The organism is Spirosoma agri (genome assembly GCF_010747415.1).
Lineage (GTDB): Bacteria > Bacteroidota > Bacteroidia > Cytophagales > Spirosomataceae > Spirosoma > Spirosoma agri.
On record NZ_JAAGNZ010000001.1, the window covers coordinates 1689324 to 1714788 of the forward strand.

The 25465-nt window shown below is 51.4% G+C and carries 18 protein-coding genes and 1 pseudogene; 13 read left to right on the top strand and 6 right to left on the bottom strand.

Annotated elements, in window-relative coordinates; genetic code table 11:
- Nucleotides 1-44: 44 nt before the first annotated feature.
- From GK091_RS06945 to GK091_RS06980, 8 genes are all read left to right on the top strand, one after another.
- Entirely contained in the window at nt 45-584 is a 540-nt protein-coding gene (locus tag GK091_RS06945; protein ID WP_164035864.1) for a hypothetical protein, read from the top strand.
- Between the two features lie 308 nt (nt 585-892).
- Nucleotides 893-2014, top strand: coding sequence for a hypothetical protein (locus GK091_RS06950; RefSeq protein WP_164035865.1), 1122 nt, complete (start codon nt 893-895; stop codon nt 2012-2014).
- Nucleotides 2015-2185: 171 nt separating this feature from the next.
- Nucleotides 2186-4405, top strand: coding sequence for a TonB-dependent receptor family protein (locus GK091_RS06955; protein WP_164035866.1), 2220 nt, complete (start codon nt 2186-2188; stop codon nt 4403-4405).
- Between the two features lie 86 nt (nt 4406-4491).
- Nucleotides 4492-5385: a hypothetical protein gene (locus GK091_RS06960; protein WP_164035867.1), complete on the top strand. Its 894-nt coding sequence runs from the start codon at nt 4492-4494 to the stop codon at nt 5383-5385.
- Nucleotides 5386-5399: 14 nt separating this feature from the next.
- On the top strand, nt 5400-6947 hold the full coding sequence (locus GK091_RS06965; protein ID WP_164035868.1) for a phosphatase PAP2 family protein: 1548 nt from the start codon (nt 5400-5402) through the stop codon (nt 6945-6947).
- A gap of 196 nt (nt 6948-7143) precedes the next feature.
- A complete protein-coding gene (locus GK091_RS06970) occupies nt 7144-8055 on the top strand; it encodes a hypothetical protein (RefSeq protein WP_164035869.1) in 912 nt (303 codons plus the stop codon).
- Between the two features lie 34 nt (nt 8056-8089).
- Nucleotides 8090-9568 carry a phosphatase PAP2 family protein gene (locus tag GK091_RS06975; RefSeq protein ID WP_164035870.1) on the top strand — a complete coding sequence of 493 codons (1479 nt, stop codon included), beginning with the start codon at nt 8090-8092 and terminating at the stop codon, nt 9566-9568.
- Nucleotides 9569-9713: 145 nt separating this feature from the next.
- Complete coding sequence (locus GK091_RS06980; RefSeq protein ID WP_164035871.1) at nt 9714-11795, top strand: alpha-1,4-glucan--maltose-1-phosphate maltosyltransferase; 2082 nt, start codon at nt 9714-9716, stop codon at nt 11793-11795.
- A 74-nt stretch (nt 11796-11869) separates the two neighbouring features.
- Here GK091_RS06980 and GK091_RS29795 read toward each other — a convergent pair.
- Nucleotides 11870-12928: pseudogene (locus GK091_RS29795) on the bottom strand (M28 family metallopeptidase).
- A 146-nt stretch (nt 12929-13074) separates the two neighbouring features.
- A complete protein-coding gene (locus GK091_RS06995) occupies nt 13075-14310 on the bottom strand; it encodes a M16 family metallopeptidase (protein ID WP_164035874.1) in 1236 nt (411 codons plus the stop codon).
- 34 nt (nt 14311-14344) lie between these two features.
- On the opposite strand from GK091_RS06995, the gene GK091_RS07000 reads away from it, so the two are divergent.
- Nucleotides 14345-15352 carry a glycosyltransferase family 9 protein gene (locus GK091_RS07000; protein WP_164035875.1) on the top strand — a complete coding sequence of 336 codons (1008 nt, stop codon included), beginning with the start codon at nt 14345-14347 and terminating at the stop codon, nt 15350-15352.
- A 51-nt stretch (nt 15353-15403) separates the two neighbouring features.
- Here the strand turns inward: GK091_RS07000 and GK091_RS07005 are convergent, their stop codons facing one another.
- Nucleotides 15404-16936: a sensor histidine kinase gene (locus GK091_RS07005; RefSeq protein WP_164035876.1), complete on the bottom strand. Its 1533-nt coding sequence runs from the start codon at nt 16934-16936 to the stop codon at nt 15404-15406.
- A 311-nt stretch (nt 16937-17247) separates the two neighbouring features.
- Between GK091_RS07005 and GK091_RS07010 the strand changes: the two genes are divergently transcribed.
- Together GK091_RS07010 and GK091_RS07015 are read left to right on the top strand one after the other, a co-directional pair.
- Nucleotides 17248-17496, top strand: a complete 249-nt coding sequence (locus tag GK091_RS07010) for a hypothetical protein (RefSeq protein WP_164035877.1) — start codon at nt 17248-17250, stop codon at nt 17494-17496.
- Nucleotides 17497-17674: 178 nt separating this feature from the next.
- Nucleotides 17675-17917 (top strand): hypothetical protein, encoded by a 243-nt coding sequence (locus GK091_RS07015; protein WP_164035878.1) that lies wholly within the window; start codon nt 17675-17677, stop codon nt 17915-17917.
- A 221-nt stretch (nt 17918-18138) separates the two neighbouring features.
- Here GK091_RS07015 and GK091_RS07020 read toward each other — a convergent pair whose 3' ends face one another.
- A complete protein-coding gene (locus GK091_RS07020) occupies nt 18139-18381 on the bottom strand; it encodes a type B 50S ribosomal protein L31 (protein ID WP_164035879.1) in 243 nt (80 codons plus the stop codon).
- A 598-nt stretch (nt 18382-18979) separates the two neighbouring features.
- On the opposite strand from GK091_RS07020, the gene GK091_RS07025 reads away from it, so the two are divergent.
- On the top strand, nt 18980-21460 hold the full coding sequence (locus GK091_RS07025; protein ID WP_164035880.1) for a ribonucleoside-diphosphate reductase subunit alpha: 2481 nt from the start codon (nt 18980-18982) through the stop codon (nt 21458-21460).
- A gap of 187 nt (nt 21461-21647) precedes the next feature.
- On the opposite strand, the gene GK091_RS07030 is transcribed toward GK091_RS07025, so the two are convergent.
- The gene (locus tag GK091_RS07030) at nt 21648-22355 is read right to left on the bottom strand and encodes a 3-keto-disaccharide hydrolase (RefSeq protein ID WP_246202157.1); all 708 of its coding nucleotides are present in this window, start codon (nt 22353-22355) and stop codon (nt 21648-21650) included.
- 297 nt (nt 22356-22652) lie between these two features.
- On the opposite strand from GK091_RS07030, the gene GK091_RS07035 reads away from it, so the two are divergent.
- Nucleotides 22653-24245, top strand: a complete 1593-nt coding sequence (locus GK091_RS07035) for a M20/M25/M40 family metallo-hydrolase (RefSeq protein ID WP_164035881.1) — start codon at nt 22653-22655, stop codon at nt 24243-24245.
- Nucleotides 24246-24365: 120 nt separating this feature from the next.
- On the opposite strand, the gene GK091_RS07040 is transcribed toward GK091_RS07035, so the two are convergent.
- Entirely contained in the window at nt 24366-25454 is a 1089-nt protein-coding gene (locus tag GK091_RS07040) for a YncE family protein (protein WP_246202158.1), read from the bottom strand.
- Between the last annotated feature and the right edge of the window lie 11 nt (nt 25455-25465).

The window sequence follows — 25465 nt, forward strand, 5'->3', positions numbered from 1 at the left end:
TTGAATTTTAGTATTATTTTTGAGATAAAATTACGTCGAAGCTGGTGAAGAAAGTCGTTTCTATCGGTCTCTTTGTGCTACTCATCTACCACACGCTGGCCTATGTGCTGGCATGCGTGGGCGCATGGTGGCAGGCAGAGCACGACCTTTCTGAACGACTTTCGGTGTATCGGTCGGTTGATAGTATCGTTGAGTTTCAGATACCGCTCCGGGGGAAGCCGGATGAAAGTACGCTGGCTAATACGACCGCCGATGGATTTGCCTACCGGGGTCGTTACTATAGCGTGGTCAGTCTGGAAATTCAGGGTGATACGCTGCATATTGCCGGCCTGGAGTCGGAAAGCCGGTCGTTCTGGCAAAGTGATCTACTATCGTTCCTGAATGATCATATTGCCGGCGCTACCGATTCGAACCGGAAGGCCAATCAATTACTGAAGTTCTTGTTGAAAGAGTACTCGCCCAATCCGCGAGCCGTTTTTTGTTTTCTCCCCCCAACCTGGCGTGAGTCCGTTCGCATCCCCGAAACTGCTTTTGTCGTTTTGGCGCGCGCGCTGCCCATTCATTCGCCCCCGCCCGAAGTCTGAGGCTTTTCCTGAATTGCTTTGTGGTATGTTTCCGGTCGTTATGCTGATGAATTGGCTATGCCATCTGGTGTAGTCATTGCGGATGAATTCTAATGAATTCCTGTTCTTTCTCATCAGTTCATACAGACTGAACACTCGTAACGCTGATCATTCGTCGCGAGTACCGCATCGCACCCGATTGTACTGTCTTTGCACCGTAAGCGTTCGTCCGACTGTTGCGTGCTGTCTGCACGTTTAGTCCGCGTTCCTGCTGGCTGCTCCGGTCATTCGGTTATTCATGTTCAGTTCACTTCAGACTTTTTTCAGTAATGAAACTACTTTCTACTGTCGTTTTGGCAGCAGCCTGTATCGTGATTTCGTACACGCAAGGCGCTGCGCAGGGCTGTGTAGCCGTGCGGCACATGAGTTGTGCGGCTCCGGCGGGTGTGAACTCAGCCGATTTCTTCAAACAGCGTACCGGTCATTGGCAGGTGTCGGCTGGATATCGCTTCTTCCGTTCGTATAAACATTTCGTTGGCGACGAGGAACAAAAACAACGCGTTGAGCAGGGAACGCAGGTTATCAATGTATCACACGCGCTCGATCTGGGGCTTACGTATCTGGTAAATCCACGGCTTTCGTTCTCCGTCAATTTGCCGATTCAGTACAATGATCGGTCGTCGCTTTATGAACACTACGGTAATGCCATCGCGCAAAATCCGGCGCAGAAACGGTTCCACACGGGCTCGCAGGGCATTGGTGACCTCCGCATTTCGGGTAGCTACTGGCTAATCAATCCGGTCAAACTGCCGAAAGCAAATCTGGCCGTTGGTCTCGGTGTGAAACTACCAACGGGGAATTACCAGGCTAAAGATGATTTCCATAAACTGACCAAAGAAGGAGTCGATTATACCATCAATAAACCTGTTGATCAGTCGATCCAGCTTGGCGATGGTGGCGTGGGAGCTAGTGTCGAACTTCAGGGTTATGCCCAGCTAACAAAGGGGCTGACGGCCTATGCGAACGGTTTTTACCTCTTCAATCCCCGCGAAACGAACGGGGTTGTCCGTAATCCCGAAGCGACAACGATTGATCTGGTAACCGGCACCTTCTCGGTCGCTGACCAGTTTGCTGCCCGCGTGGGGTTGAGCCAGTCGCTGGGTTTTCTGCCCGGTCTGGCTGTTATGCTGGGTGGTCGTGTTGAGGGCGTTCCGGCGATTGACGCGTTTGGGGGTAGCTCCGGTTTCCGTCGTCCGGGTTATATTGTTTCGGTTGAGCCGGGGGTGACGTATATGCGCAACAAAACATCGGTAGCGGCCAGCGTACCCATTGCCGTTTATCGCAACCGCATCAGGAGCTACGCAGACCGTCTTGACCCGTTAGGACTGAAACACGGCGATGCGGCTTTTGCTGATTACCTGGTGTCTATTAACGTTTCGCGTTGGTTCTAGGCTGTCTCCGCGACAGCAAATAGGCATACCCAGTGGTCGCGATGGCTGGCTACCAAAACCAGCCATCGTGATGCTGCCGAATCCAATTGATTTTAGTGAAGCCCATTAAAGAGCACTCAGTTATCCAATGAACGGAGTGGTAGTTTAAGGGGATCGTTGCCGTACAACCCAATGAAAAGAGCTCAATTACTAATAGGATTTAGTGGACTTTTAACTTTTCTCTCATTCCCATTAATTGCCCAAAAAGCGAATAAGCAGGCCGTAAGCCCAACGCAAACGACGGATTCATTACCCGCCCGGATGCTCAAACAAGTGACGGTAAAAGGCGTGAAGTCAACCGTTATCGAAACGCTTCCCGGGGTGCACGGCACCTACCTGATGGGTGGAAAACGGAGTGAGGTCATAACATTATCGGATATCGACGCGAACGTAGCAGAGAAAACACCCCGGCAAGTATTTGCCCGAATTCCGGGTGTATTTGTGTATGACATGGATGGAACGGGTAATCAGGTCAATATTTCGACGCGTGGTCTCGATCCGCACCGGTCCTGGGAAAATAACATTCGCCAGAACGGGGTCATTACCAATTCCGATATGTACGGGTATCCCGCCAGCCATTATTCGGCACCAATGGAAAGCATCGAGCGGGTTGAGTTCGTACGCGGAACGGCCTCACTTCAGTACGGTGCCCAATTTGGGGGGATGTTGAATTACGTGACCAAGCGGGCCGACAGTACGCGCAAGTTTGGCTTCGAAACCGCCAACTCAGTAGGGTCGTACGGGTTACTGAGTACCTACAATGCCATCAGTGGTCGGGTCGGCAAATGGACCTATTATGCGTATTACTACCGTCGTCATTCGGATGGGTATCGCCAAAATAGTGAGTCGAACGCCAACGCTCAGCTTGGCCGGTTGCATTACCAGGCCTCGCAGCGGCTGGGCATAACGGCTGAACTGGGTCGCTCTACGTACACGTACCAGATTCCGGGGCCATTGACGGATGCGATGTTTGCGCAGGACCCCCGTCAGTCGACCCGTAGCCGTAATTACTTCAACCCCGACATTTATGTGCCCTCGCTAAAACTCGACTGGCAATTTTCGGATCGTACCCGTATGCTGTGGACAACATCGGCGGTGTTGGGTGCCCGCAACAGCGTACAGCTCGACGCGTTCGCGACTGTACCCGACACGATCAGCCGCGTAACGGGTCAGTACCGGGCCCGGCAGGTCGATGTTGATAACTTCAACAGCTACACGACCGAAATTCGTCTGCTACACCAGTACAAACTAGGCAGTATAAACGCAACGGCGGCAGCGGGCGTTCAGTTGATGAGCACGGATCTGCACCGTCGGCAACTGGGCGTCGGCACAACGGGTAGTGACTTCGATCTGACGTTGACCAGCCCATTCCGACGGGATCTCCACTTCCGGACAAAAAATATCGCAGCGTTTGCCGAAAGTCAGTTTCACCTGACGGATCGTCTGACGGTGTCACCCGGCGTTCGGATCGAAAACGGAACCACTGAAATGCGAGGAATAATCACGTATTACGCTCCGGAAAACCTGCCGACCAACATCAGCCATAAGTTTGCGCTGCTGGGTGTTAACGCCAGCTATCAGGCTAGTGAGGCCGTGAAACTCTACGGTGGCTGGGCACAAGCCTACCGCCCCGTCGTTTTCAAGGACATTATTCCAACCTCGGTTTACGAACGGATTGATAAAAACCTGAAAGACGCGTATGGCTACAATGCCGAACTAGGGGTTGAAGCCCGGTGGCAGGGTGTGCACGTGAACGTGACCGCTTTCGATCTGCTTTACCGGAATCGACTGGGTACGTTGCTGTTGACGAATCCAGATGCGTCTTCGTACATTTTCCGAACGAATATTGGCGATAGTCGCAGCACGGGCGTAGAAGCCCTTATCGAAACACAAATCCTCCGGACCGACAAATTTCTCGTGAGTGGCTTCACTTCGACGGCTTATAACAATGCCCGATACCTGAATGGCAACGTAGCCGCCGGTACCGAGAATCGGACCGTGAAAGGTAATCAGGTCGAATCGGCTCCCCGCTGGACAACGCGCAATGGATTAACAGCCCGTTACGGAACGGCCAGCATGACGGTTCAGTATAGCTACGTGAGTGAAACGTTCTCCGATGCGCTCAATACCACCGTTGCGTCGGCCAATGGTGCGGTCGGCCCTGTTCCCGCGTATGGGCTGCTGGACCTGAACGGTACATGGCGCATTGGTCGTCAGCTGACCCTTCGCGGCAGCATCAATAACCTGCTAAACAGACAGTACTTCACGAAACGACCAACGTTCTATCCGGGGCCGGGCGTGTGGCCCTCCGACGGACGAAGTGCCGTGCTGACGGTTGGGTTCAGATTATAACCCCTTAACATTCAGTAAATACTCGATCGTAAGCTGCGCATCATCAAAGTATAACCATCGTGAATCGTTGACTTAATTTAATACGAATGAAACCAATTTTAAAGTACCTGATTACTGCATCACTACTGACTCCCTTCGTTGCGAAGGCCCAGATGCCCCACGATGCTATTTACATGTCGAAAGGTCAAGTGTGTGTGGCTGGTATGTATACGCACAGCACCTGGAACCAGTATTGGGAAGGGTCGTTCAAGCGCGAAAATTTTAACATCGGCACGCTCACCACGCAGAGTGCGATGCTGATGCCGGCCATTGGTATCAGCAACCGCGTGAATGTAATTTTAAGTCTGCCGTATGTCTGGACAAACAGTAGTGCCGGGAACTTGATGGGTCAGAAAGGCATTCAGGATCTGTCGGCCTGGCTGAAAATTAAAGCCGTGAAGGTTGGCGGATTCTCACTACACGCCATTGTCGGTGGTTCGCTGCCGATCGGTAATTACGTGCCGGATTTTCTGCCGATGTCGATTGGTATGCAGGCACGAACCGCAACGGGACGATTGTTAGCGAACTACAAACATTCCCAGACGGGTATTTACCTGACCGCACACGGTTCGTACAACTGGCGCAGCACGATCAGAACCGATCGGGATTCATACTATGCCGATGGGCGGGTTTACAGTACCAACCGGATGAACGTGCCGAATAACTTCGATGCGGGTTTACGGTTGGGCGTTCTACGCCGGAAATGGCAGACCGAAGTGTGGGCAGAGCGTACAGGATGTCTGACGGGTGACGATATCCGCCGAAATGATATGCCTTACCCAACAAATAATATGGAAGCAACATCCGTTGGCTGGTATGGTAAAGTCCAGCCGCGCCACATTGGTGTCAACGCCCGCGTTGGTCATGTTGTCGATGGCCGGAACGTTGGTCAGACAACCAGCTATACCGTAGGCTTATTGTACCAGTTCAAAGTCAGATAATTACCCGTAACGTCATGAAAAAACCAAGTTACATTCTATTGATTAGCGGTGCCATCGTCTTCGGCTCAGCCGCTATCGTCTCCTGCGACAAAAGCATTACGGAACCATTACGAGTAGGGTATACGCCCGCTAGCGTCGATGAAAAAGCCAGCACGTGGAAAACTTATGTGCTGACCGCCCCAACCGACGTTACCATCGCAGCACCAGCGTCAACGTCGTCGGCTGCGTATCTGGCCGAACTGGCCGATCTCAAGTCAAAATCTGCCAGCCTGACCACCGAACAGCAACAGGCGGTTGCTTATTGGGGAACGGGAGCCGTTTATCGCTGGAACGAGATTGCCCGCGAACTGGCTGCTCGGTACAATGTGCCCCCGGCTTCGACTACCGATGGCAAATACCCCGTTCCGGATGCGGCTAATCCGTTGGCCGACCCAAAATTTCCGTTTGCCAATCCACCCTACGCGGCTCGCGCGCTGGCTTACCTAAGCGTGGCCCAGTACGACGGACTGGTATCGGCCTGGAATTATAAATACCAGTTCAAACGGTCCGCTCCCGGAACTGTGGACGCAACCGTGCGGGTGGCGTTGCCCACTTCGGCGTTACCGGCGTACCCATCGGAAGATGCCGTTGTTGCAGCGGTTTCGTACACGGTGCTGAAAGCGATGTTTCCCGGCGAAGGTCCGCTTCTGGACGCTAAACTGGCCGAACATCAGAATAGTCGCTTATGGGCTGGTATGAACGTCGCGAGTGATCTGTCGGCGGGAATCGATCTTGGCAACCAGGTGGCCGCTAAAGTAATGACCCGGGCCAAAACCGATGGAATGAGTACGTCCAACAATCAGACCGTAACGGCGGGCATGATCACATCGGCGAAAGCCCGTGGGCTGGCTGACGTCTGGGTAAGTCAGGAGAGTCCGCTTCGTCCCCCCATGCTGCCCAACTATGGAGTCGTATCGACCTGGAATTTCGATGCCGCTACCAAAATCAAGTTACGCCCGGAAGCGCCACCCGCACTCGACAGCCCGGAGTTTACCGAAGCATTAAATGAGTTAAAGGCGATCAACAAAAGTCAGACGCGTGAGCAGGCCCGGATTGCTAATTTCTGGTCCGATGGCGCGGGTAGCTATACACCGCCCGGACACTGGAGCCGTATTGCTGCCAATGCCGCCAGCGATGCAAAATACAGCGAAGTACGCATGGCGCGGACGCTGGCGCTGGTCAGCACGGCGCTTATGGATGCGGGCATATGCTGCTGGGAGACAAAATACTATTACTACTACCCTCGTCCGCAGCAGTTTGGTGTAAAAACGTCGGTAGGGCTTCCCAACTTTCCGTCGTACACATCCGGGCACTCGACCTTTTCCGCTGCAGCAGCTGTCGTGCTGGCAAGCATTTTCCCCGATCAGGCTGATTCGTTCTGGGCGCAGGCGCAGGAAGCGTCAAACTCCCGCATTTACGGTTTGATCCACTACCGTTTCGATTGCACAGTGGGTCTGGCCTGCGGAAAAAATATTGGTTCGTATGCCGTAGCCCGTGGCAAAGCCGACGGGTCAGGCTTATAAGGTAATAGATAAATTTTTCTTAATCATAGGTTAATCGTAGTCCCTGGTTGCATTGCGGCCGGGGACTATTGTTTCCAGAAGGTATAAGACGTTTTGGTTTTCTGTCGTTATAGGCGGAGACCACTGGCACAGAAACGGCTATTTTAGTGGGAACGATACCCACTAACGGTTACCTTTACCGGCCTAAAGCAGACTTATGTACTTTAAAACGTTTAGCCTCGTTGCGTTCATCCTGCTGGGAATTAGTCGGCACACGCATGCTCAGGGACTGATAGATGGCTTCATGCGCGGTGACCGCAAAGCGAATCTGGCCCTGACGTATTCCCAGGATACCTATGATACGTATTACATCAATAAAACGCCTACGCGCGATCCCAATCTGGGAACGGTTACGACGCAGGCGCTGAATGTGGCGGGTAGTTTCGGGCTGGGTTACGACCTTGATCTGATCGTGTCGGCTCCTTACATCCGGTCGGAGTCGAGTGCGGGCTACCGGCAAAAACAGGAAGGTTTTCAGGACGTGTCGGCTGCGTTACGCTGGGAAGCCTACGATTACAAGATTGGCAAAGCCCGTCTTTCGTGGTTGTTTGCGGTGGGTTATACCATGCCGATACAGAACTACATCAGCGACGATCTGATTGCGATTGGGCGCGGTTCCAAAAATCTCGATGGTCGCACGATGCTTCACCTCAAAGCCGGAACCTTCTTTCTGACGGGGCAGTACGGCTACATCCGGCGCGGCCAGGTCACGCTCGATCGTGCCGTTAATTATTACGCCGACGGTCAGGTAAACGCGAACAGCGGGTCGAAAGTGAACGTGCCCGACGTGACGGAGTTGATCGTTCGAACGGGAATCGTTACGAAGCCGCTCTACATCGACGCGTGGTATCAGCAACAAACGCCTTACAGTAAAGGAACGGATATTGCACCGGGGATTCCGTTTCCGACGAACGCCGTTGGTTTTAGCCGGGCCGGAGCAACGCTTTACCTGAAACTTGTGGGCCAGCTGGGCCTAACGGCGGGATACAGCACAACCTTCGACGGCCGCAACATTGGAAAGTCCACCCGGGTCACGGGCGGATTGGTTATTGGACGAATTGCCAGATAGTTTAGGTGTACTTTTTGGCTCACGCCTTTTACGAATGAATAAGTCTTTTTTAGTGCTATGCGGTTGCTTTCTGCTGGTATCGGCCTGTAAAGAACCGGTTATCGATGAGGGCGTTCTTCCCTTTAGTGAACCCGCAACGGTTGATGCCGATGGCGGTAACTGGCGAACGATTGTTCTTAAATCGACCAGTGATATTAGTGTTCCGCAGCCAGCGGCTGTCACCTCCGATACCTATAAAAGTGAATTGGCGCAGGTGAAAAACGGCGTATTCAGCCTGGAACCGGAGAAAATCACCGCGATTAATTATTGGGCCGTGGGTGGCGTAAAACGCTGGAATCAAATTGCCCGGCAGTTGGTCGCAAAGTACAATACCGAATCGGGGAATCCACTGAATGCCACAAACTCGTCGGCCAGTGCACCCTTTGCCGCCCGGCTCTATGCCGCCCTGAGCGTTGCACAATACGATGCACTGGTGGTTGCCTGGAAAGCTAAGTATCAATACAATCGGGCCTCACTGGTCGATCAGGGCGTAACGACCCGGTTGCCAGTTGCCAATGTTCCGTCTTATCCGTCGGAGGATGCGGTTATCGCCGAAGTCTCCTGTCAGATGCTGGCCTATTTTTTTCCGGATGAAACGACATGGCTTAAGACCAAAGCGGCTGAACACAAACAAAGCCGCATCTGGAACGGAGCCAACGTGCCGAGCGACATAAAAGCGGGCGAAGACATTGGCACCGCCATGACGGCAAAGCTGGTCGAACGGCTTAAAAGCGACCGATTCAGCGCGGCCGGTGATCCAACGAACAGCTGGACGACAGGACTCGCCAAAGCACCTTACGACGTTAAATGGACGAGTCTGCTCATCCCGGCACGACCGCCTTTATTGCCATTGGCGGGGAAAGTTAAAACCTGGTTTGATTCAACGACCATTGCCAAAAGTCTACCGGCATCCCCTCCGGCAACTACCTCGACCACATTCCAGACAGATTTAAGCGAAGTCCGTACCATAGCCAGCGCCCGTACCCGCGATCAGTCACGGATTGCCGCCAAATGGGACGACGGGGCTGGTACCTACACGATCCCTGGCCACTGGAATCAGCTAACCGAGGACTACATCCTGCAATACCGGCAGAACGAATTACGGGCCGCCCGGACCTACGCGCTGGTGAACCGTGCTTTACAAGATGGCGGGACTGCCTGCTGGACGACAAAGTATACGTATTTTACCCCACGTCCTTCGCAAATCGACCCAACCATCCGAACGGCGACGTTGATTCCTAACACGCCTGGTTACACCGCTGAACATGCCACTTTCGCATCAGCCGCAACAACCGTGTTGCTTTATCTGTTTCCGGATGAAACAACGGAGCTAAATGCACAGCTTGCCGAAGCAACTCTGTCGGAGCTGTATGGCGGCACGTCGTTCCGGTTTGATAACCAGCAGGGCGCTAAACTGGGCGCTGCCGTTGGCACGATTGCGGTTGAGTCGGCTAAGGCCGATGGGTCGAAATAAGCCATGCTGGTTAGCCGGTTGGAAGCAGAACGATCACTCGTATTAGTTGACAGTTGTTAAGCACCAACTAACCGTTTTTTTGTAACATTGCCGGTATCTGACTACCGATCTGGTGGGTAGTTGGTCTCACGAACGTTGAACGAGTATGACCCCCGATAACGCTAAATCATCACGCTCCCGCAGTACAAAAACTGTTGAATCAGTTGTCAATCCGATTGTAAACCCGTTGCCAATACCGGCTGGTCGGCCGAAAAGCGGTCAGAGCCGAGTGGTGATTGAGCGGGTAACGCCCGAACTGGATCAGGGCCGCTTCCCGGTAAAAGCCATTCCCGGCGATGTCATCGCTGTTGAAGCCGATGTTTTCGCTGATGGTCATGATTACCTGGCTGTTATGCTTTTGTACAAGCATATCGGCGAAGATTCCTGGACCGAAACGACGATGGTGCTGCTCAACAATGACCGTTGGGGTGCCTCATTTGTTGTTGACAAGCAGGGTCAGTACGTGTATACCATCGAAGCCTGGGTCGATCATCCGGCGTCGTGGCAACACGAAGTTCATTTGAAAGTGGCTGATGGTCAGCGGATCACGAGTGAGTTGCTGGCCGGGGCAACGTACCTGGATGGTATGTTTCAGCGGGCCGGTGGGCAGGTCAGCAAAGGCAAGAAGAAGCCAGCCGATGAGTCGGCGGATGTGAGTGCATTGCGGGAATTAGCTGCGCTGTTTCGCGATGAGAGTCGCTACGACGAGGCCGTTTCGGTCGCTGAAAGTGACCAGTTTACGTTCTACGCCGACCGCTATCCCGAACGGCAGCACCCGACGCGCTACAGTCACGAACTGGGTGTCGACGTGGACCGGGCCAGAGCTGGCTTTAGCACCTGGTACTGTCTGTTTCCCCGTTCGGCTGCGCAGGAAGAAGGCCGACATGGTACCTTCAAAGATGTGGAAGCATTACTTCCGCGTATTTCCGGGATGGGTTTCGATGTACTCTACCTGCCGCCCATTCACCCGATCGGTATGGCTCACCGGAAAGGAAAAAATAACTCGGTTGTGTGTCAGCCGGGCGAACCCGGTGTTCCCTACGGGATTGGTTCATCGGAAGGTGGGCACGACGCTATTCACCCCGAACTGGGCACCGTCGATGAGTTCAAGCACCTGATTGCCATTGCGGCTAACTACGGTATGGAGGTAGCCATGGACCTTGCCATTCAGTGTTCGCCCGATCATCCGTGGGCCAAAGAGCATCCGGAATGGTTCAAGAAACGGCCCGATGGCACCATCCAGTATGCCGAAAATCCGCCCAAGAAATACCAGGATATTTACCCGGTTTATTTTGAAACTGAAGACTGGGAAAATTTGTGGGAGGAGCTGAAACGGGTTTTGCTGGTGTGGGCATCGTGGGGTGTTCGCATTGTGCGGGTCGATAATCCGCATACGAAGCCATTCGGGTTCTGGGAATGGGTCATTGCTGAGGTGAAGCGTGAATTTCCCGATATGCTGTTTCTGGCCGAAGCCTTCACCAAGCCGAAGGTGATGCAGGAACTCGCCAAACGGGGCTTTGCGCACTCGTACACCTACTTCACCTGGCGAAACACGAAAGCCGAAATGCAGGAATACCTGACGGAGCTGACGCAGGGGGAGATGCAACACTATTTCCGCCCGAATTTCTGGCCTACGACTCACGATATCAACCCGTATAGTCTGCAAACGGGTCATGAGCCGCAGTTCCTGATTCGCTATTTTATGGCGGCAACGCTGTCGAGCAACTACGGTATCTATGGGCCATCCTTCGAACTGATGGAGTACCTGCCGTTCCCGAACAAAGAGGAATACTTGAACTCCGAGAAATATGAGATCCGGCTGTGGGACTGGCATAAAACCAACAAACTCACGTACTTGATTACACTCGTCAATCGGATTCGTCACGAGAACGCGGCTTTGCAGAAGACCAACAACCTGACGTTCTGTACGGTTAGCGATGATGCGATCATGGCTTATGTGAAAACGTCGGGTGACAATCGATTACTGATCGCGGTCAACACGGATGCCTATAGCCGTCGCGCCGGGATGATACAAGTCCCGATCTGGCAATTAGGCATTGCACCGGACCAGTCGTACAACGTCCATGATTTATTGACGGGAGCCTATTATACCTGGAAGGGAGACTGGAACTACGTCGAACTGGACCCGTACGTCTTGCCGATGCACTTGTTCCGGATCGAGTTATAAGTTATAAAAGGACGAGGAAGAATAAGGAGTCGGTTTCTGGATTACAAGCCCAGCAAAACCGACTCCTTACCTTTTTAAAAGGTCGAATTGACCAGCGTCCAGGCAGTTTGAAAGACCAGCGTAGCCCGTTTTTTTAATACCGCGTAGTCAATCTTATCGGCAGTGTCGGAAGGACGATGATAGTCGGGATGATGACCATCAAAAAAGAACAGGACTGGTATGCCAAACCGGGCGAAGTTGAAATGATCCGATCGGTAGAAGTACTGGTTGGGGTCTTTATCGGTGTCGTACATATAATTCAGTTCAATCGCCACCGACTGGTTGTTCGCAACCGCGACAGCTTTCCGCAGAATAGAGTCGCGATTTCCCGTGATCAGGTAGCAATAATCCGGTTACTCCCCATGGGCTGCATCGGTCCGGCCGACCATATCTATATTGATGTTGCCTATGATCTGCCGCAAGGGAATGGGACTATTGTTGACAAAATGCTGCGATCCGAGCAGCCCCTGTTCTTCGCCGGAAAACAGTACGAACAACAGACTTCTGCGGTTTCGTATTCCCTGCCGGGCCAAACTATCGAACACAGACGCTACGCTTAATACGGTCGCCGTACCGGATGCATTGTCATCAGCACCGGGGTGAATACTGCCACCGACTCGGCCTAAATGATCGTAATGGGCCGATATGACTAATACTTCATGCTTAAGGTCGGTTCCCATCAGCAGACCCGCTACGTTCGATCCGCTAGCCGCTTTTGTGCGGCCCTTGGCGGTAGGGGGCGTGGCTAGTAACTCGTACTGGTTGATTGTGCCGGGTGTAAATCCGGAGCCTGCTCCAAACCAATTAACCCTGGTTGATGTGAAGAAAAAGGGTTGTCGGAAGGACCCAGCGATTGAATCAATTCGGAAGACCGCTGACAGATGGCTTTGTCGGAAGGATTGAACGCAATAATGGGCGGCTTTTTGCTGACCATCTGTCCCGGTTTCACGGCCTCTGAAACTGGTCGAAGCTAACGCGAAAACGTGACTTTTAAGCAATGAGTCGGACACTGAAATCCGGGAAATAGCGGGCTGGGCATAGCCTTGCCCTAGAGCAAGTAGTATGAGCAACAAACTCTGTAGCGCACTAGTCATCGTAGAAGGAGCGGGTCGATAGCCTGAGTCGGTCGACTTACTTCGTTTACTATTGTTTATAAGCAGCCTTCTTGACCGTAAACAGGAGCCGGTCCTGACTGGCTGATAAGCCAGCAACCGGCTCCTGTTTATGTTGATCTGAAACGCTATTTCTCCGGTACAAAGGTCAGCGAACTGAACTGGTTTTCGTCGAACGCTTCCTGAGCCAGCGTTTGCAACTGGCTGGCCGTAACGGCTTTAATGTCGTTGAAAATGTCATTCAGCGCTTCTACCCGGTCGATGTCGAGCAAGCTTTTGGCCATCATCAGCATGAAGCTGTTGTTGCTTTCTTCCGACATAGCAAGCTGCCCGATAAGCTGTTCTTTTGTCTGATGAAGTTGCAGCGTGGTAAGCGGCTCCTCCCGAAGGCGTTTTAATTCCTTATTGATCAGCCCTACGGCTTTATCCACTTTTTTGGGATCGGTGCCGAAGTAAATGCCCAGGAAACCCGTGTCCAGGTAAGGCGTGTAACTGGCGTCGATGGAATAGACCAGCCCGTATTTCTCGCGCAGGTTCAGGTTCAGCCGGGAGTTCATGCCCGGTCCGCCGAGAAGATTCACCAGCATGAAGAACGGCAGCCGACGTGGGTCGGTCAGGCCATAGGCTGGGCGTCCGATAGCGCATTGGGCCTGCGTGATCGGGCGCTCGACGCGGGTATGACGAGGTACATAAGCCGTCGGCATCCGGCGCTGACGAACCGAGTGTTGCGCGGGTATATCGCGGAAGTGTTTTTCCGCCACTTTAACGACCTGCTTGAAGGGCAGGTTGCTCACCGACGCAAACACAATTCGACTAGTGTCGTAATTCTCGGCGATAAACTGTTGCAGGTCTTCGCGCCGGAACGAGCTAACGGTCTCGGTGGTACCAAGAATATTGCCGCCCAGCGCATGGTTTGGGAAGACCAGTTCGTCGAAGTCGTCCTGAATGGCATCTTCGGGTGAGTCGTAGTACATGGCCATCTCTTCCAGAATGACACCCCGTTCGCGCTCGATCTGCTTCTCCGGAAAAACCGAGTGAAAAGTTATATCAGACAGCAGTTCGGTTGCTTTCTCGAAATGAGCACCCAGCACTGATGCGTGAAAACAAACTTTTTCTTTAGTGGTGTACGCATTTAATTCACCACCGACCGTTTCTAGTCGTGTAATGATGTGGTACGATTTTCGTTTCTCCGTACCTTTGAAGGCCATGTGCTCCCAGAAGTGGGCCAGTCCCTGCTGATGTGGTTGTTCATCCCGGCTTCCAATGTCGAGCATAATACCACAATGAGCAATCTGGGTATGCGGTATCTGTTTGTGAGCGATCCGGATTCCGTTGGGCAATGTATAAACTTCGTAATCTTCCATTCTTAAGCAATTGACGCTCTAGCTAGGCGCACTAATGATAACCGTAACCAATTCGCCCCGGTTCCTGATCAGTCAAACCGCCTTCATCGGCGATGTAATTCTGGCTACGGCACTCCTGGAGCAGCTTCATCTGGCTCAACCCGATGCTGTGCTGGACGTACTGGTTCGCAAAGGTAACGAGAGTCTGCTGGCAAATCATCCGTTTGTCAACGAGGTATTGGTCTGGGATAAAAAAGGAGGAAAATACCGCAGTCTCTGGGCACTACTTAAAACGATTCGCGCCCGAAAATATGATGCGGTTCTAAATCTTCAGCGGTTTGGGACAACGGGTCTGCTCACGGCCTTCTCGGGCGCCAGCGTAACGATTGGTTTTAAAAAGAACCCATTTGCCCAATTTTTTACCCATCGCATCGACCACCGTATCGAACCCGGTCTGCACGAAATTCAACGCAACGCCGAGTTTCTAAAGCCGTTGCACCTGATCGTTCCATTGGTTAAGCCGAAGCTCTATCCATCGTCGGCTGATTATGAGGCCGTAATGTCGTATCAGGGAAGGCCATACATCTGCATTGCACCAACGTCGGTTTGGTTCACAAAACAATACCCGCCGGAAGGTTGGATTGCGTTAATGCAGAAATTAGCGGGCGATTTGACTATTTATTTACTGGGGGCTCCCAGCGATGCTCCGGCCTGCGATGCTATGATGGCGGGTGTGGGTCGCGCTTCCGGCCGTGTCGTTAATCTGGCCGGAAAATTGAGCTTATTGCAGTCGGCTGCCCTTCAGGAAAAGGCCGTGATGAACTATGTTAATGACTCGGCTCCGCTGCACCTCTGTTCGGCGATGAATGCACCGACAACCGCGGTGTTCTGCTCGACCGTGCCGGAATTTGGCTTTGGTCCATTGGCCGATCAGTCCAGGGTTGTGCAGACACCTCAGCAACTCGAATGCAAACCCTGTAATCTGCACGGTAAGTCGGCTTGTCCGCTGGGTCATTTTCGTTGCGCCTGGACAATTTCCGTCGATGAACTCGCGACGTTCTAGGTGTATTGCTGGGGCAGAAAAAAAGGAGTCTGCTTACCGATACTTATCGATTTACGCGTCAGCCGGGAGGTACACGTCGAACGTAGCGCCCTCGCCCATAGTGCTCGATGCGGTGATCGCTCCTCCGTGATTGGTGGCGACTTTTTCACAAATGGCCAGTCCAATACCCGTTCCGGCATACTGACTTCGGGTGTGAAGCCGCTGGAAGACCTGGAAAATACGTTCCAGATATTGCTCGTCGAAGCCAATGCCATTATCGGACACGCTGATCCGGTGGTAAGCAGATACCTGTCGGACGGGTTTTACGGAATCAGGTAAGTCAACGGATGCGATCAGTTGCGCACTAATTCGAATGACGGGCGACACGGCTGGTCGGTTGAATTTCAACGCGTTGGACAGTAGGTTCTGGAATAACTGCTGGAGTTGTAACTCATCGCCCGACACCATAGGCAACGACTCAACCTGAACAGACGCCTGCTTTTCCTGGATCGGCAACGCCAGGTCATCCAGAACCCGTTCGACGACCTGCTCCAACGAAACCGGAACCAGCTTGTCATGTTGGGTAGAGATTCGGGAGAAGTTCAGCAGGTCTTTGATCAGGCCGGACATGCGACTGGCTGCTGACTGCATCCGTTCCAGGTGACCAACTCCATCGCCCAACTGGTTGGCGTAACTGGATTTCAGAATGTCGCCAAAGGATTGAATTTTACGAAGCGGCTCCTGAAGATCATGACTGGCGATGTAGGCAAACTGCTGAAGGCTTTGATTCGATCGTACTAAGTCCCGATTCAGCGATTCCAGTTGAAGCTGTGTTTTTTTAAGCTCTGTAATGTCCAGGAACGACAACACAATCCAGTCGCCGTGCCGAACCCCCTGAACCTGGTACCAAAGATCGTAGCCCTCGTACGTATAATGATTCTGATAGTGGAGGGGAACGCCGGTTGTCGCCAGTTCTTTATATTGTTGCCAGATACCGCTGAGGGCCGTGCCCGGAAAAACAGCCAGCATCGTTCGACCAATCAAATCGCTGGCGGGTCGGCCCGTCATTCGTTGCGCCATCTGGTTGATAAGCTCGTACCGCAGATCAATCACCTCGCCCGTGTCTTTATCCCGAATGATCGAATACAAACCAATCGCCGTTAAGGCACTATCTGTAACAAATTTAAGCTGTTCGGCCTGCTGTTGGCGGGCCAGATTGGCTACCTGTTGCGTTATGTCCTGCATGGCACCTACCATGCGTATCGCTCTACCGTCCTGAAAAAGGGTGTAGCCACGGTCATTGACATACGCATACGAACCGTCGGCTTTCAAAAATCGATATTCGTCGGACCAGTTTGTCTGTCCCTCATTGATAGCCTTATAAATGGTATCGTGCACCCGTTGATGATCTGCCGGATGGATTTTGTCGACCCAAAACGTGGTACCGTCCTCGATCAGTCCTGACTGATGGCCAAACAAGGTCATAAATTCCTCGTTCCACCACACCTGGTTGGTCACCAGATTCCAGTCCCAGACGGCATCGTGCGTAGCTTTCGCTAGTAATTCAAACCGTTCATGGGCTGGTTCGGTCGACGGTTCATTCATAATTTCGGCTACTTTACATTGAGTCTACTTACAAAAATAGAGGATTATTCATTTTTTCAATCTTTTCCGTCGGTGATAAACGATGGAACTGACTGATGACAGCAACGACAAACTTATAACGCCAAATGGCCCCTTTGTATAATTGCACAGTCTGTTCGTTGTCTGGCCAGTAACGGGGATAGGACGCATTCATACCGCCTGAATGCGGTTTGTACGGCTTTTCGACCGTTGACTTATAGTTGGCTGGTATAATACAGAGCCTATTACTAAACTTGAATCGAAATTGTAAACCCTGTTAATTTTGATCAGACATGAGTGCTGTTTTGAAACCAACCGTCTCCAATATTATCAATCTTTGGTTTAGCGCAGACACGCCACTCCGGCAGTACAGAATCAAATTGAACCCTGATCTTTGGATAGCCTGTCAGCACATACATCGGGATTTCAGCCCACCCTCGAAGGTGCAGCAATTGGACAAATACCGCAAATCAGATAAGGTGGCATTTGCCAAAGCAGTGCAGGAGCAGTTGGGGCATTTTACGCCATCAACTGATAACTAATAAAACGAATCGTTCCGATTGACTGATAGAAGCCAGCGCATACGTGCTGGCTTTTGTTTTTACTTTGAAGTTAAATGTTAACTTAGTTGTTATTAATTTAAACAAAAATAAAAAATAGGTAGTTTTCTTAAATCTAAGTGTAGCATTTACTCGTACGTACAACTGAAAAGACACGCCTATGCACTATGTATCCGTATTTACACTATTTGCGCTTCCCGTAGCCAAAGGTTTTGCTTCCTTACAACAGGCAACAGATTACCTGCAAAGGGCTCATAATGACCAGGACGTTTCGCCCCTCGGCATCTACGATGCAACTACGGGGATCGTTATACCGTGCCTGGATGATCACTGTTCGCTCATCGAGACTGAGGAACGGCTGATCGTTCGGCTTGCGCAACGACACCTCGAGCGCTTAGCTTGAACGAATAGAATTTTACAGGGTTACCAGATAAAGAAATAGCCTGCTCGTTATGTACGACGCAGGCTATTTCTTTATCTGGTAGTTTCCTCGGTGTCCGGATACGGCGTATCAGGGAGTGACTACCCATAAAAAAAGCGGCTGGATTGTGTCCGGCCGCTTTTTTATGCGAATAAAATTCTAAAAACAGGCGTTTTTAGGAGAATACAAAGCCTTTTTCAGGCTTATTTGGTGCCATAGCGCTTGCGGAACTTGTCCACGCGACCAGCTGTATCGAGCAACACGTTCTTACCCGTATAGAATGGGTGCGACTGCGAGCTAACTTCAATTTTAACGAGCGGATAGGTTTGCCCTTCAAACTCGATGCTGTCTTTCGTTTGAACCGTCGAACGCGTCAGAAATTTGTAATCGCTCGACAGATCGTGGAATACCACGTCGCGGTAATCCGGGTGAATGCCCTTTTTCATGATATTATCTCAGTTTCTTGTCATCTTCTCGGTTTCCGACCGAAAAGGATTGCAAAAGTAAGGTGTTTCAGTCGGAATGACAAGCAGTTTTTCGTGTTCTTTCCCAGATTGATTATCAGCCGAATAGATCGTACCGTTGGGTAATAACGGCGTGGCAGATAATTGTTACTATTTTCTTTTTCGCTTATCTTTAAAACGGTCAACAGAGTGTCAACGGTGCCAGCCCAGCTTACCGGCAAGGAGTAACCGATCAGTAAAAACGCTCTTTTATTTTTCTCAGTATAGCTCTCCTACCGGGTATTGTTAAGTCGCTAAGGCTTAGGCTTAACAATTTCTTAACCTGTCTGCCAGAGTTGCACGTTTCAACGAATTGACGAAGCCGCCGAACCATCAGGGTTGCTTTTCCGTCTATTTCAATAGAACTTTAAACTTCGTCTCGCTCCGGTTTCGACCGAACGTTATGGTTTGTTTTTCTTAGGTTACTTTATCGGTCTTATGACCGGAATGATCAACCTGATCCATAACCAGAACGCACCTTAGAGTCGGCTTTTTCCAGGGAATCCAACATTTTTCACAGTATAAACATACTCAAACGCTCATGTACGTAATCAAACGTGACGGACGCCGGGAGTCGGTCAAGTTCGACAAGATTACCGCCAGAATCGAAAAACTGTGCTACGGTCTTGATCCAGCTTATGTTCAGCCAGTTGAGGTAGCCATGAAGGTGGTTAACGGTCTCTACGATGGTGTAAAAACTACTGAACTTGATAACCTAGCTGCCGAAACAGCGGCTTCGATGACCACCAAGCACCCCGATTATGCCATTCTGGCCGCTCGGATTGCGATCTCGAACTTACACAAAGACACGAATAAGTCGTTCTCTGGCACCATCAAACGGCTCTACACGTACGAAGATCCGAAAACGGGCGAGAACGCATCCCTGATCTCGAAGGAAGTTTACGAAGTGGTGCGCCATCACGCGGCCCTGCTCGATTCGACCATCATTTACGATCGCGATTATGGCTATGATTACTTCGGTTACAAAACGCTGGAGAAGTCGTATCTGCTGAAGATCGATGGCCGGATTGCCGAACGTCCGCAGCACATGCTGATGCGCGTTGCGGTTGGTATCCACATGGACGATATTGACGCGGCCATCGAAACCTACAACCTGCTGTCGGAGAAGTGGTTCACGCACGCGACACCGACCCTGTTCAACGCTGGAACGCCAAAACCACAGATGTCGAGCTGCTTCCTGCTGACGATGAAGGACGATTCGATCGACGGAATCTACGACACACTGAAGCAAACGGCCAAAATCTCGCAATCGGCGGGGGGGATCGGACTGAGCATTCACAATGTTCGGGCAACCGGTACGTACATTAAGGGTACCAACGGTACATCGAACGGAATTGTGCCCATGCTACGGGTCTTCAACGATACCGCTCGTTACGTGGATCAGGGAGGTGGTAAACGCAAGGGTTCATTTGCGATCTATCTGGAACCCTGGCATGCTGACATTTATGACTTCCTGGATCTGAAAAAGAATTCGGGGAAGGAAGAAGGCCGGGCTCGTGATCTGTTCTACGCGCTCTGGACGCCCGATCTGTTCATGAAACGGGTGGAAGACAACGATGTCTGGTCGCTGTTTTGCCCCCACGAGTGCCCCGGCCTGGCCGATTGCTACGGTGACGAGTTTGAAGCCCTTTACACTCGTTACGAGCGCGAAGGACGTGCCCGCCGGACCATAAAAGCGCAGGATCTATGGTATAAGATTCTGGAATCGCAGACTGAAACCGGAACGCCGTACATGCTGTACAAGGATGCGGCCAACAAAAAATCGAACCAGAAGAACCTCGGCACGATCAAGTCGTCGAACCTTTGCACCGAGATCATTGAATATACTGCTCCTGACGAAGTAGCCGTTTGTAACCTTGCGTCGATTGCCCTGCCGAAATTCATCGCGCGTGGTACTGATGGCGTGATGCGGTTTGATCACCAGAAGTTATACGAGGTCACGAAAACGGCCACGCGTAACCTCAACAAGATCATTGATATCAATTACTATCCCGTTGAGGAAGCTCGTCGGAGCAACATGCGCCACCGGCCAATTGGTATTGGTGTGCAGGGGCTGGCCGATGCGTTTATCATGCTGCGGATGCCGTTCGAATCGGACGAAGCCCGTCGCCTGAACGAAGATATCTTCGAGACGATCTACTTCGGTGCCATGACGTCGTCGATGGAGCAGGCAAAAGAAGAAGGTCCGTACGAAACCTGGAAAGGGTCGCCGATTTCGCAGGGCGTTTTCCAGTTCGATATGTGGGGAGTAAAACCAAAATCGAATCGCTGGGATTGGGAAAGCCTGCGCAAAGACGTCGTTGAACATGGCGTTCGGAACTCGCTGCTGCTGGCACCGATGCCAACCGCATCGACCTCGCAAATTCTGGGTAACAACGAATGCTTCGAGCCCTATACAAGCAACATCTACACGCGTCGGGTGCTATCGGGCGAGTTCGTTGTGGTGAACAAGCATCTGCTGAAGGACCTCGTGAAACTGGGTCTGTGGAACGATGCCATGAAGAACAACCTGATTCTGGCCAACGGCTCGATCCAGTCGATTCCGAACATTCCGCAGAATATCAAAGACCTGTACAAAACGGTCTGGGAAATTAAGCAGAAGCATATTATCGATATGGCCGCCGACCGGGGTGCGTACATCTGTCAGTCGCAGTCGCTGAACATTCACATTCAGGATTCGAACTTCGGCAAACTGACATCGATGCACTTCTACGCCTGGAAAGCGGGTCTGAAAACGGGTATGTATTACCTGCGTACGAAAGCGGCTTCCGATGCGGTGAAGTTCACGGTGGTGCAACCACAGGCCGAGCCACAACTGGAGCCGGTTATGGTCGAAGCGGTAACGGTCGAAAAACCACTCGATTACGTCCAGTATGCCAAAGAGCACGCGCAGAACGCGGCTCCGGTTCCTGTACCGATGGTAACGGATCTTGAACAGCAATATGCCGCTATGACCTGCTCGCTGGACGATCCGGAAGGATGCGAAATGTGCGGTAGTTAGTCGTTCGACAGAAGAACAAGTAACGAGTTTATACAAACAGAAAGCCAGTCAGCGATGACTGGCTTTCTGTTTGTATGGGAAAGAGGATTGGTAATTTGTGTTTTAACCCATTTCGTTAATTCAACGAACGTGTTGTTTAGCTAGTGGTCATGGCTGTCAATTAACAGTAGTTGAGATTGACTATCAGTTAGTGTAATGGTTTGACGGACACTTCCTTGAAATAGACAACATCGTTATCCCCGTGATTCTGTAAGCCAATGTAGCCGGATGCAGGCCGAGGCCCGTGGTGAGGTTCAAAATCAAACTTACGGGGCGGCACCGGATCGCCTTCCCGATAATCAGTCACCTTCACGCCGTTGACCTGAACGATCGTCCGTAGTCCGTCCAGTGTAATGTCCATCGTGTTCCATTCCGGACCGGGTTCGCCGGGCTTCGCTAATGGTTTGGTTAGGGAGTAAAGCGTTCCGGTAATGTGATAGTCGTCCTCCTTGGAGGTTTCGGGATGGTTATCGATCTGCACTTCGTACCCATAAAAAACAGGCATCCATTCTTCGTACGGCTCGATGGGTACTCTGATAAATACGCCCGAATTGCTGTTGAATTTCTGCATTTTATAGACCACCCGGATTGTGCAGTTGCTAAATTTTTCGTTCGTCCAGTATAACAAACCTAATCCGCCGTGGCCACGAATCATGCCCTTTTCGACGGACATACGGCCCTTGCCCACGTGCTTCCAGCCGGTAAGATCAGTGCCGTTGAACAGCTGTCGCCAACCCGTTGCACTAGACTGGCTCGCTGATGAGACTGGCAAAGGGGGGATCATTGATACCAGACCAAAGTTCATCAGCAAGAGCGAGCAGAGAATTGGCCAGTTTTTTGAACGTCTGTTGTTCATGGTCGCGGGTATGTAGTGAAACGATTTCGCTGTTGAAGATAAGCAACGCGGCCGAACGCCTGGCCGCGTGCCTCTAGATTATTTTCCCTGGTGTATGTGAGAAAGCCACTTGTGGATCAAGCGGATACACGCGTGGCAGGCGGCTTTTAGTATGTTACTTAACATATATTATTTTGTAAAATAAGGTAAAGTCGATAGTTTATTTTAGGATGAAGTCTATTATTCGCTTTGTTGATTGGCTATGTGCCTGTTGTTCGCTTATTTTGAGGTATTAGTTCTGATATACTTCTCTTTACTATGAACAGGCTACCAACGAATCAGCTACGCGGATCAAAAACAATTTTATTGACACAACGTATTACGCTTCTCGTCTGGCTTGGCTGCTTCCTGATTTCGCTGACTATTTCCGGACAGAAATTGAGTCCGAAGAAAATGGATGCGCTCGTCGACAGGCAGTTGTGGCCCGCGATCGATGAACTTAGCGCGTATGTGGCCTTGCCAAACGATGCGGTGAACGCGGATGATATTCAAAAAAATATAGCGTGGACTGAGAAAGCACTGGCCAAACGCGGCTTTCAGACGACGGTCCTCAAAACGACCAGTTTACCGCTGGTACTGGCCGAAAAGACCTATCCCAAAGCGACCAAAAGTGTTCTGTTTTATTTTCACCTGGATGGTCAACCGGTACGGCCCGCTGAATGGAACCAGAAAGACCCATTTGTGACCGTGATCAAAGAAAAGACCAGTACGGGTGAGTATAAGGAGGTAAGCGATAATTTACCCAAAACGACTGTCAATGACGAATGGCGGCAGTTCGGGCGGTCGACATCGGACGACAAAGGGCCAATCATTATGATGCTGACCGCGCTCGATATTCTTCAGGCCGAGAAGCAAACTCCACCGTTCAACGTTAAAATCATTATCGACACGGAGGAAGAAAAAGGGTCGGCGGGGCTGAAAGGGGCGCTGGATGCGTACAAGAACAAATTACAGGCCGATTACATGATCGTGATGGATGGCCCTATGCATTCATCGAACATTCCAACGCTCACGTTCGGCTGCCGGGGAAATGCCGGTTTTACGATGACTACCTACGGGGCTATCACGCAACAGCACAGCGGCCATTTCGGTAATTATTCCCCGAATCCGGCGTATCGGCTGGCCCGCCTGATCACATCCATGAAGGACGAACAGGGACGGGTGCTGATTCCGGGGTTTTACGATGGCATTACGTTTGACGAGGAAACGAAAAAGATCATGGCTGCCGTGCCGGATAACAAACAGGATATCAATAAAACACTGCTCATCGCCGAAGAGGAAAAAGTGGGGAATAACTACCAGGAATCGCTCCAATACCCATCGCTCAATATTCGGGGCATGAAGTCAGCTGAGATTGGCAAAGGTGCTGCAACCATTGTGCCTAACGAAGCCACTGCGCTGTTCGACATCCGGCTGGTTCCTGAAACCGACGGTAAACGGATGGTTGAATTGGTCAAAAAGCACATCGAGCAACAAGGTTATACCGTGTTGGATCACGCACCAACGTCTGAGGAACGGCTAAAGCATGACCGGATCGTTTTTTTTGACGGTAATGCCGGAACACCCGCTTTCCGGACCAATATTAATGAGCCGATGGGGGTCTGGCTCCGCAAAGCCGTTACGGATGGTTTCGGGAAAGAGCCGGTCATTATTCGGATCATGGGCGGAACGGTTCCGGTCGTGCCGTTCATTCAGGCGTTGAACGTACCCGCCGTCATCGTGCCGCTGGTCAATATGGATAACAACCAGCACAGCCCCAACGAAAATCTGCGGCTCGGTAACCTGCGGACGGGCATAAAAACCTGTTTATCCATTCTTACCGCTCCGCTTCAGGAACGACCCATCAAGTAGTGATTGAGAGTTGGGCGATTGTGTATTCCGAAAAATAGGTATTGCCCACAGAGGGACAACACTCTTGTTAATGAAACGGGTGACGATGAGAACTGATCCTATTTACCAATCTAGTTTCGATTACCGAAAGTAAAACCGGGTAGGGGCGATGTCTACTTTAAAGGAATCGACCAGGGCACCGCTCGGCTGATAGCGTAATACGTAACCGGGTTGATTGAAGGATGGCGTCACAGCGGCATAGATCAATCCTCGCGAATCACCGGAATCGACGCCCAGACCGCTGAACAACCGCCGGATGAAGGGTGTGGTGGCCGGAATACTCGTATCGTTGATCGAGAACCGGTACGTTTCCCCTTTTAAGCGGCCATTGTCAGCCGGATCGTTGAAGGAGTTAACGAAGAAGAACTGTTTTTTATCGGCGCTTAAGGTAATCGAACTGAGCACTTTGGGACCACTGCCAACTTTAAGCCGGGCCTCCACAATCTTGCTGGTCGGATTGATACGAACCATCTCATTGGTGGAGGAGACGTAAGCCCAGAGATTACTGTTTGCATCGAGTGCAATTGGATTGCCATTTGCGCCCACAGCAATACCCGGTTGTACCAGTTCATCGGTATCGGTGTTAATGACCGTCAGCACCTGTTCGCCACCGACACTACCGACAAAAACTTCCTTGCCAATGACCACCATACGTTCGGGGCCTTTCGTAACCGGAATTTTTTTGGCAATGGTTCGGGAAGCCAGATTCAGGACCAGAATATAACCAGACCCGGTCAGCGTTGCATCCCAGCAGCTAACGTAAGCTTTGTTGGCAGCGGCATACACAACAAAGCGCGGGTTCTCGACATCGGGAGCCTGGAACGTTACGATCGATTTGAACGTGCCCGATTCAACAATCTCGACCCGATCCAGCCCGGTTGCATTGTTGTCGACCAGAATCACACCCTTTCCATCCACTTCAACGTAATCCTGTACTGTTCCGGTTAGCGTTCGGCCATTAGCAACCGCAAAAATGTCTCCTGTTAAGGTCGTTGTTCGACGGGAAAAATACGAAATAGAGCCATTACCCGCCGAAGGAGTACCCGCATTCACAATGTAAGCACCCGCTTCGTAAGGGGAGGGAGGCCCATCGTTCACCTGACAGGCTGTGGTAAATAATGTAAGTAGAACGAGGCAAATACCGCTAAGCAAACAATTACTGACTGTCATGAAACTGAATC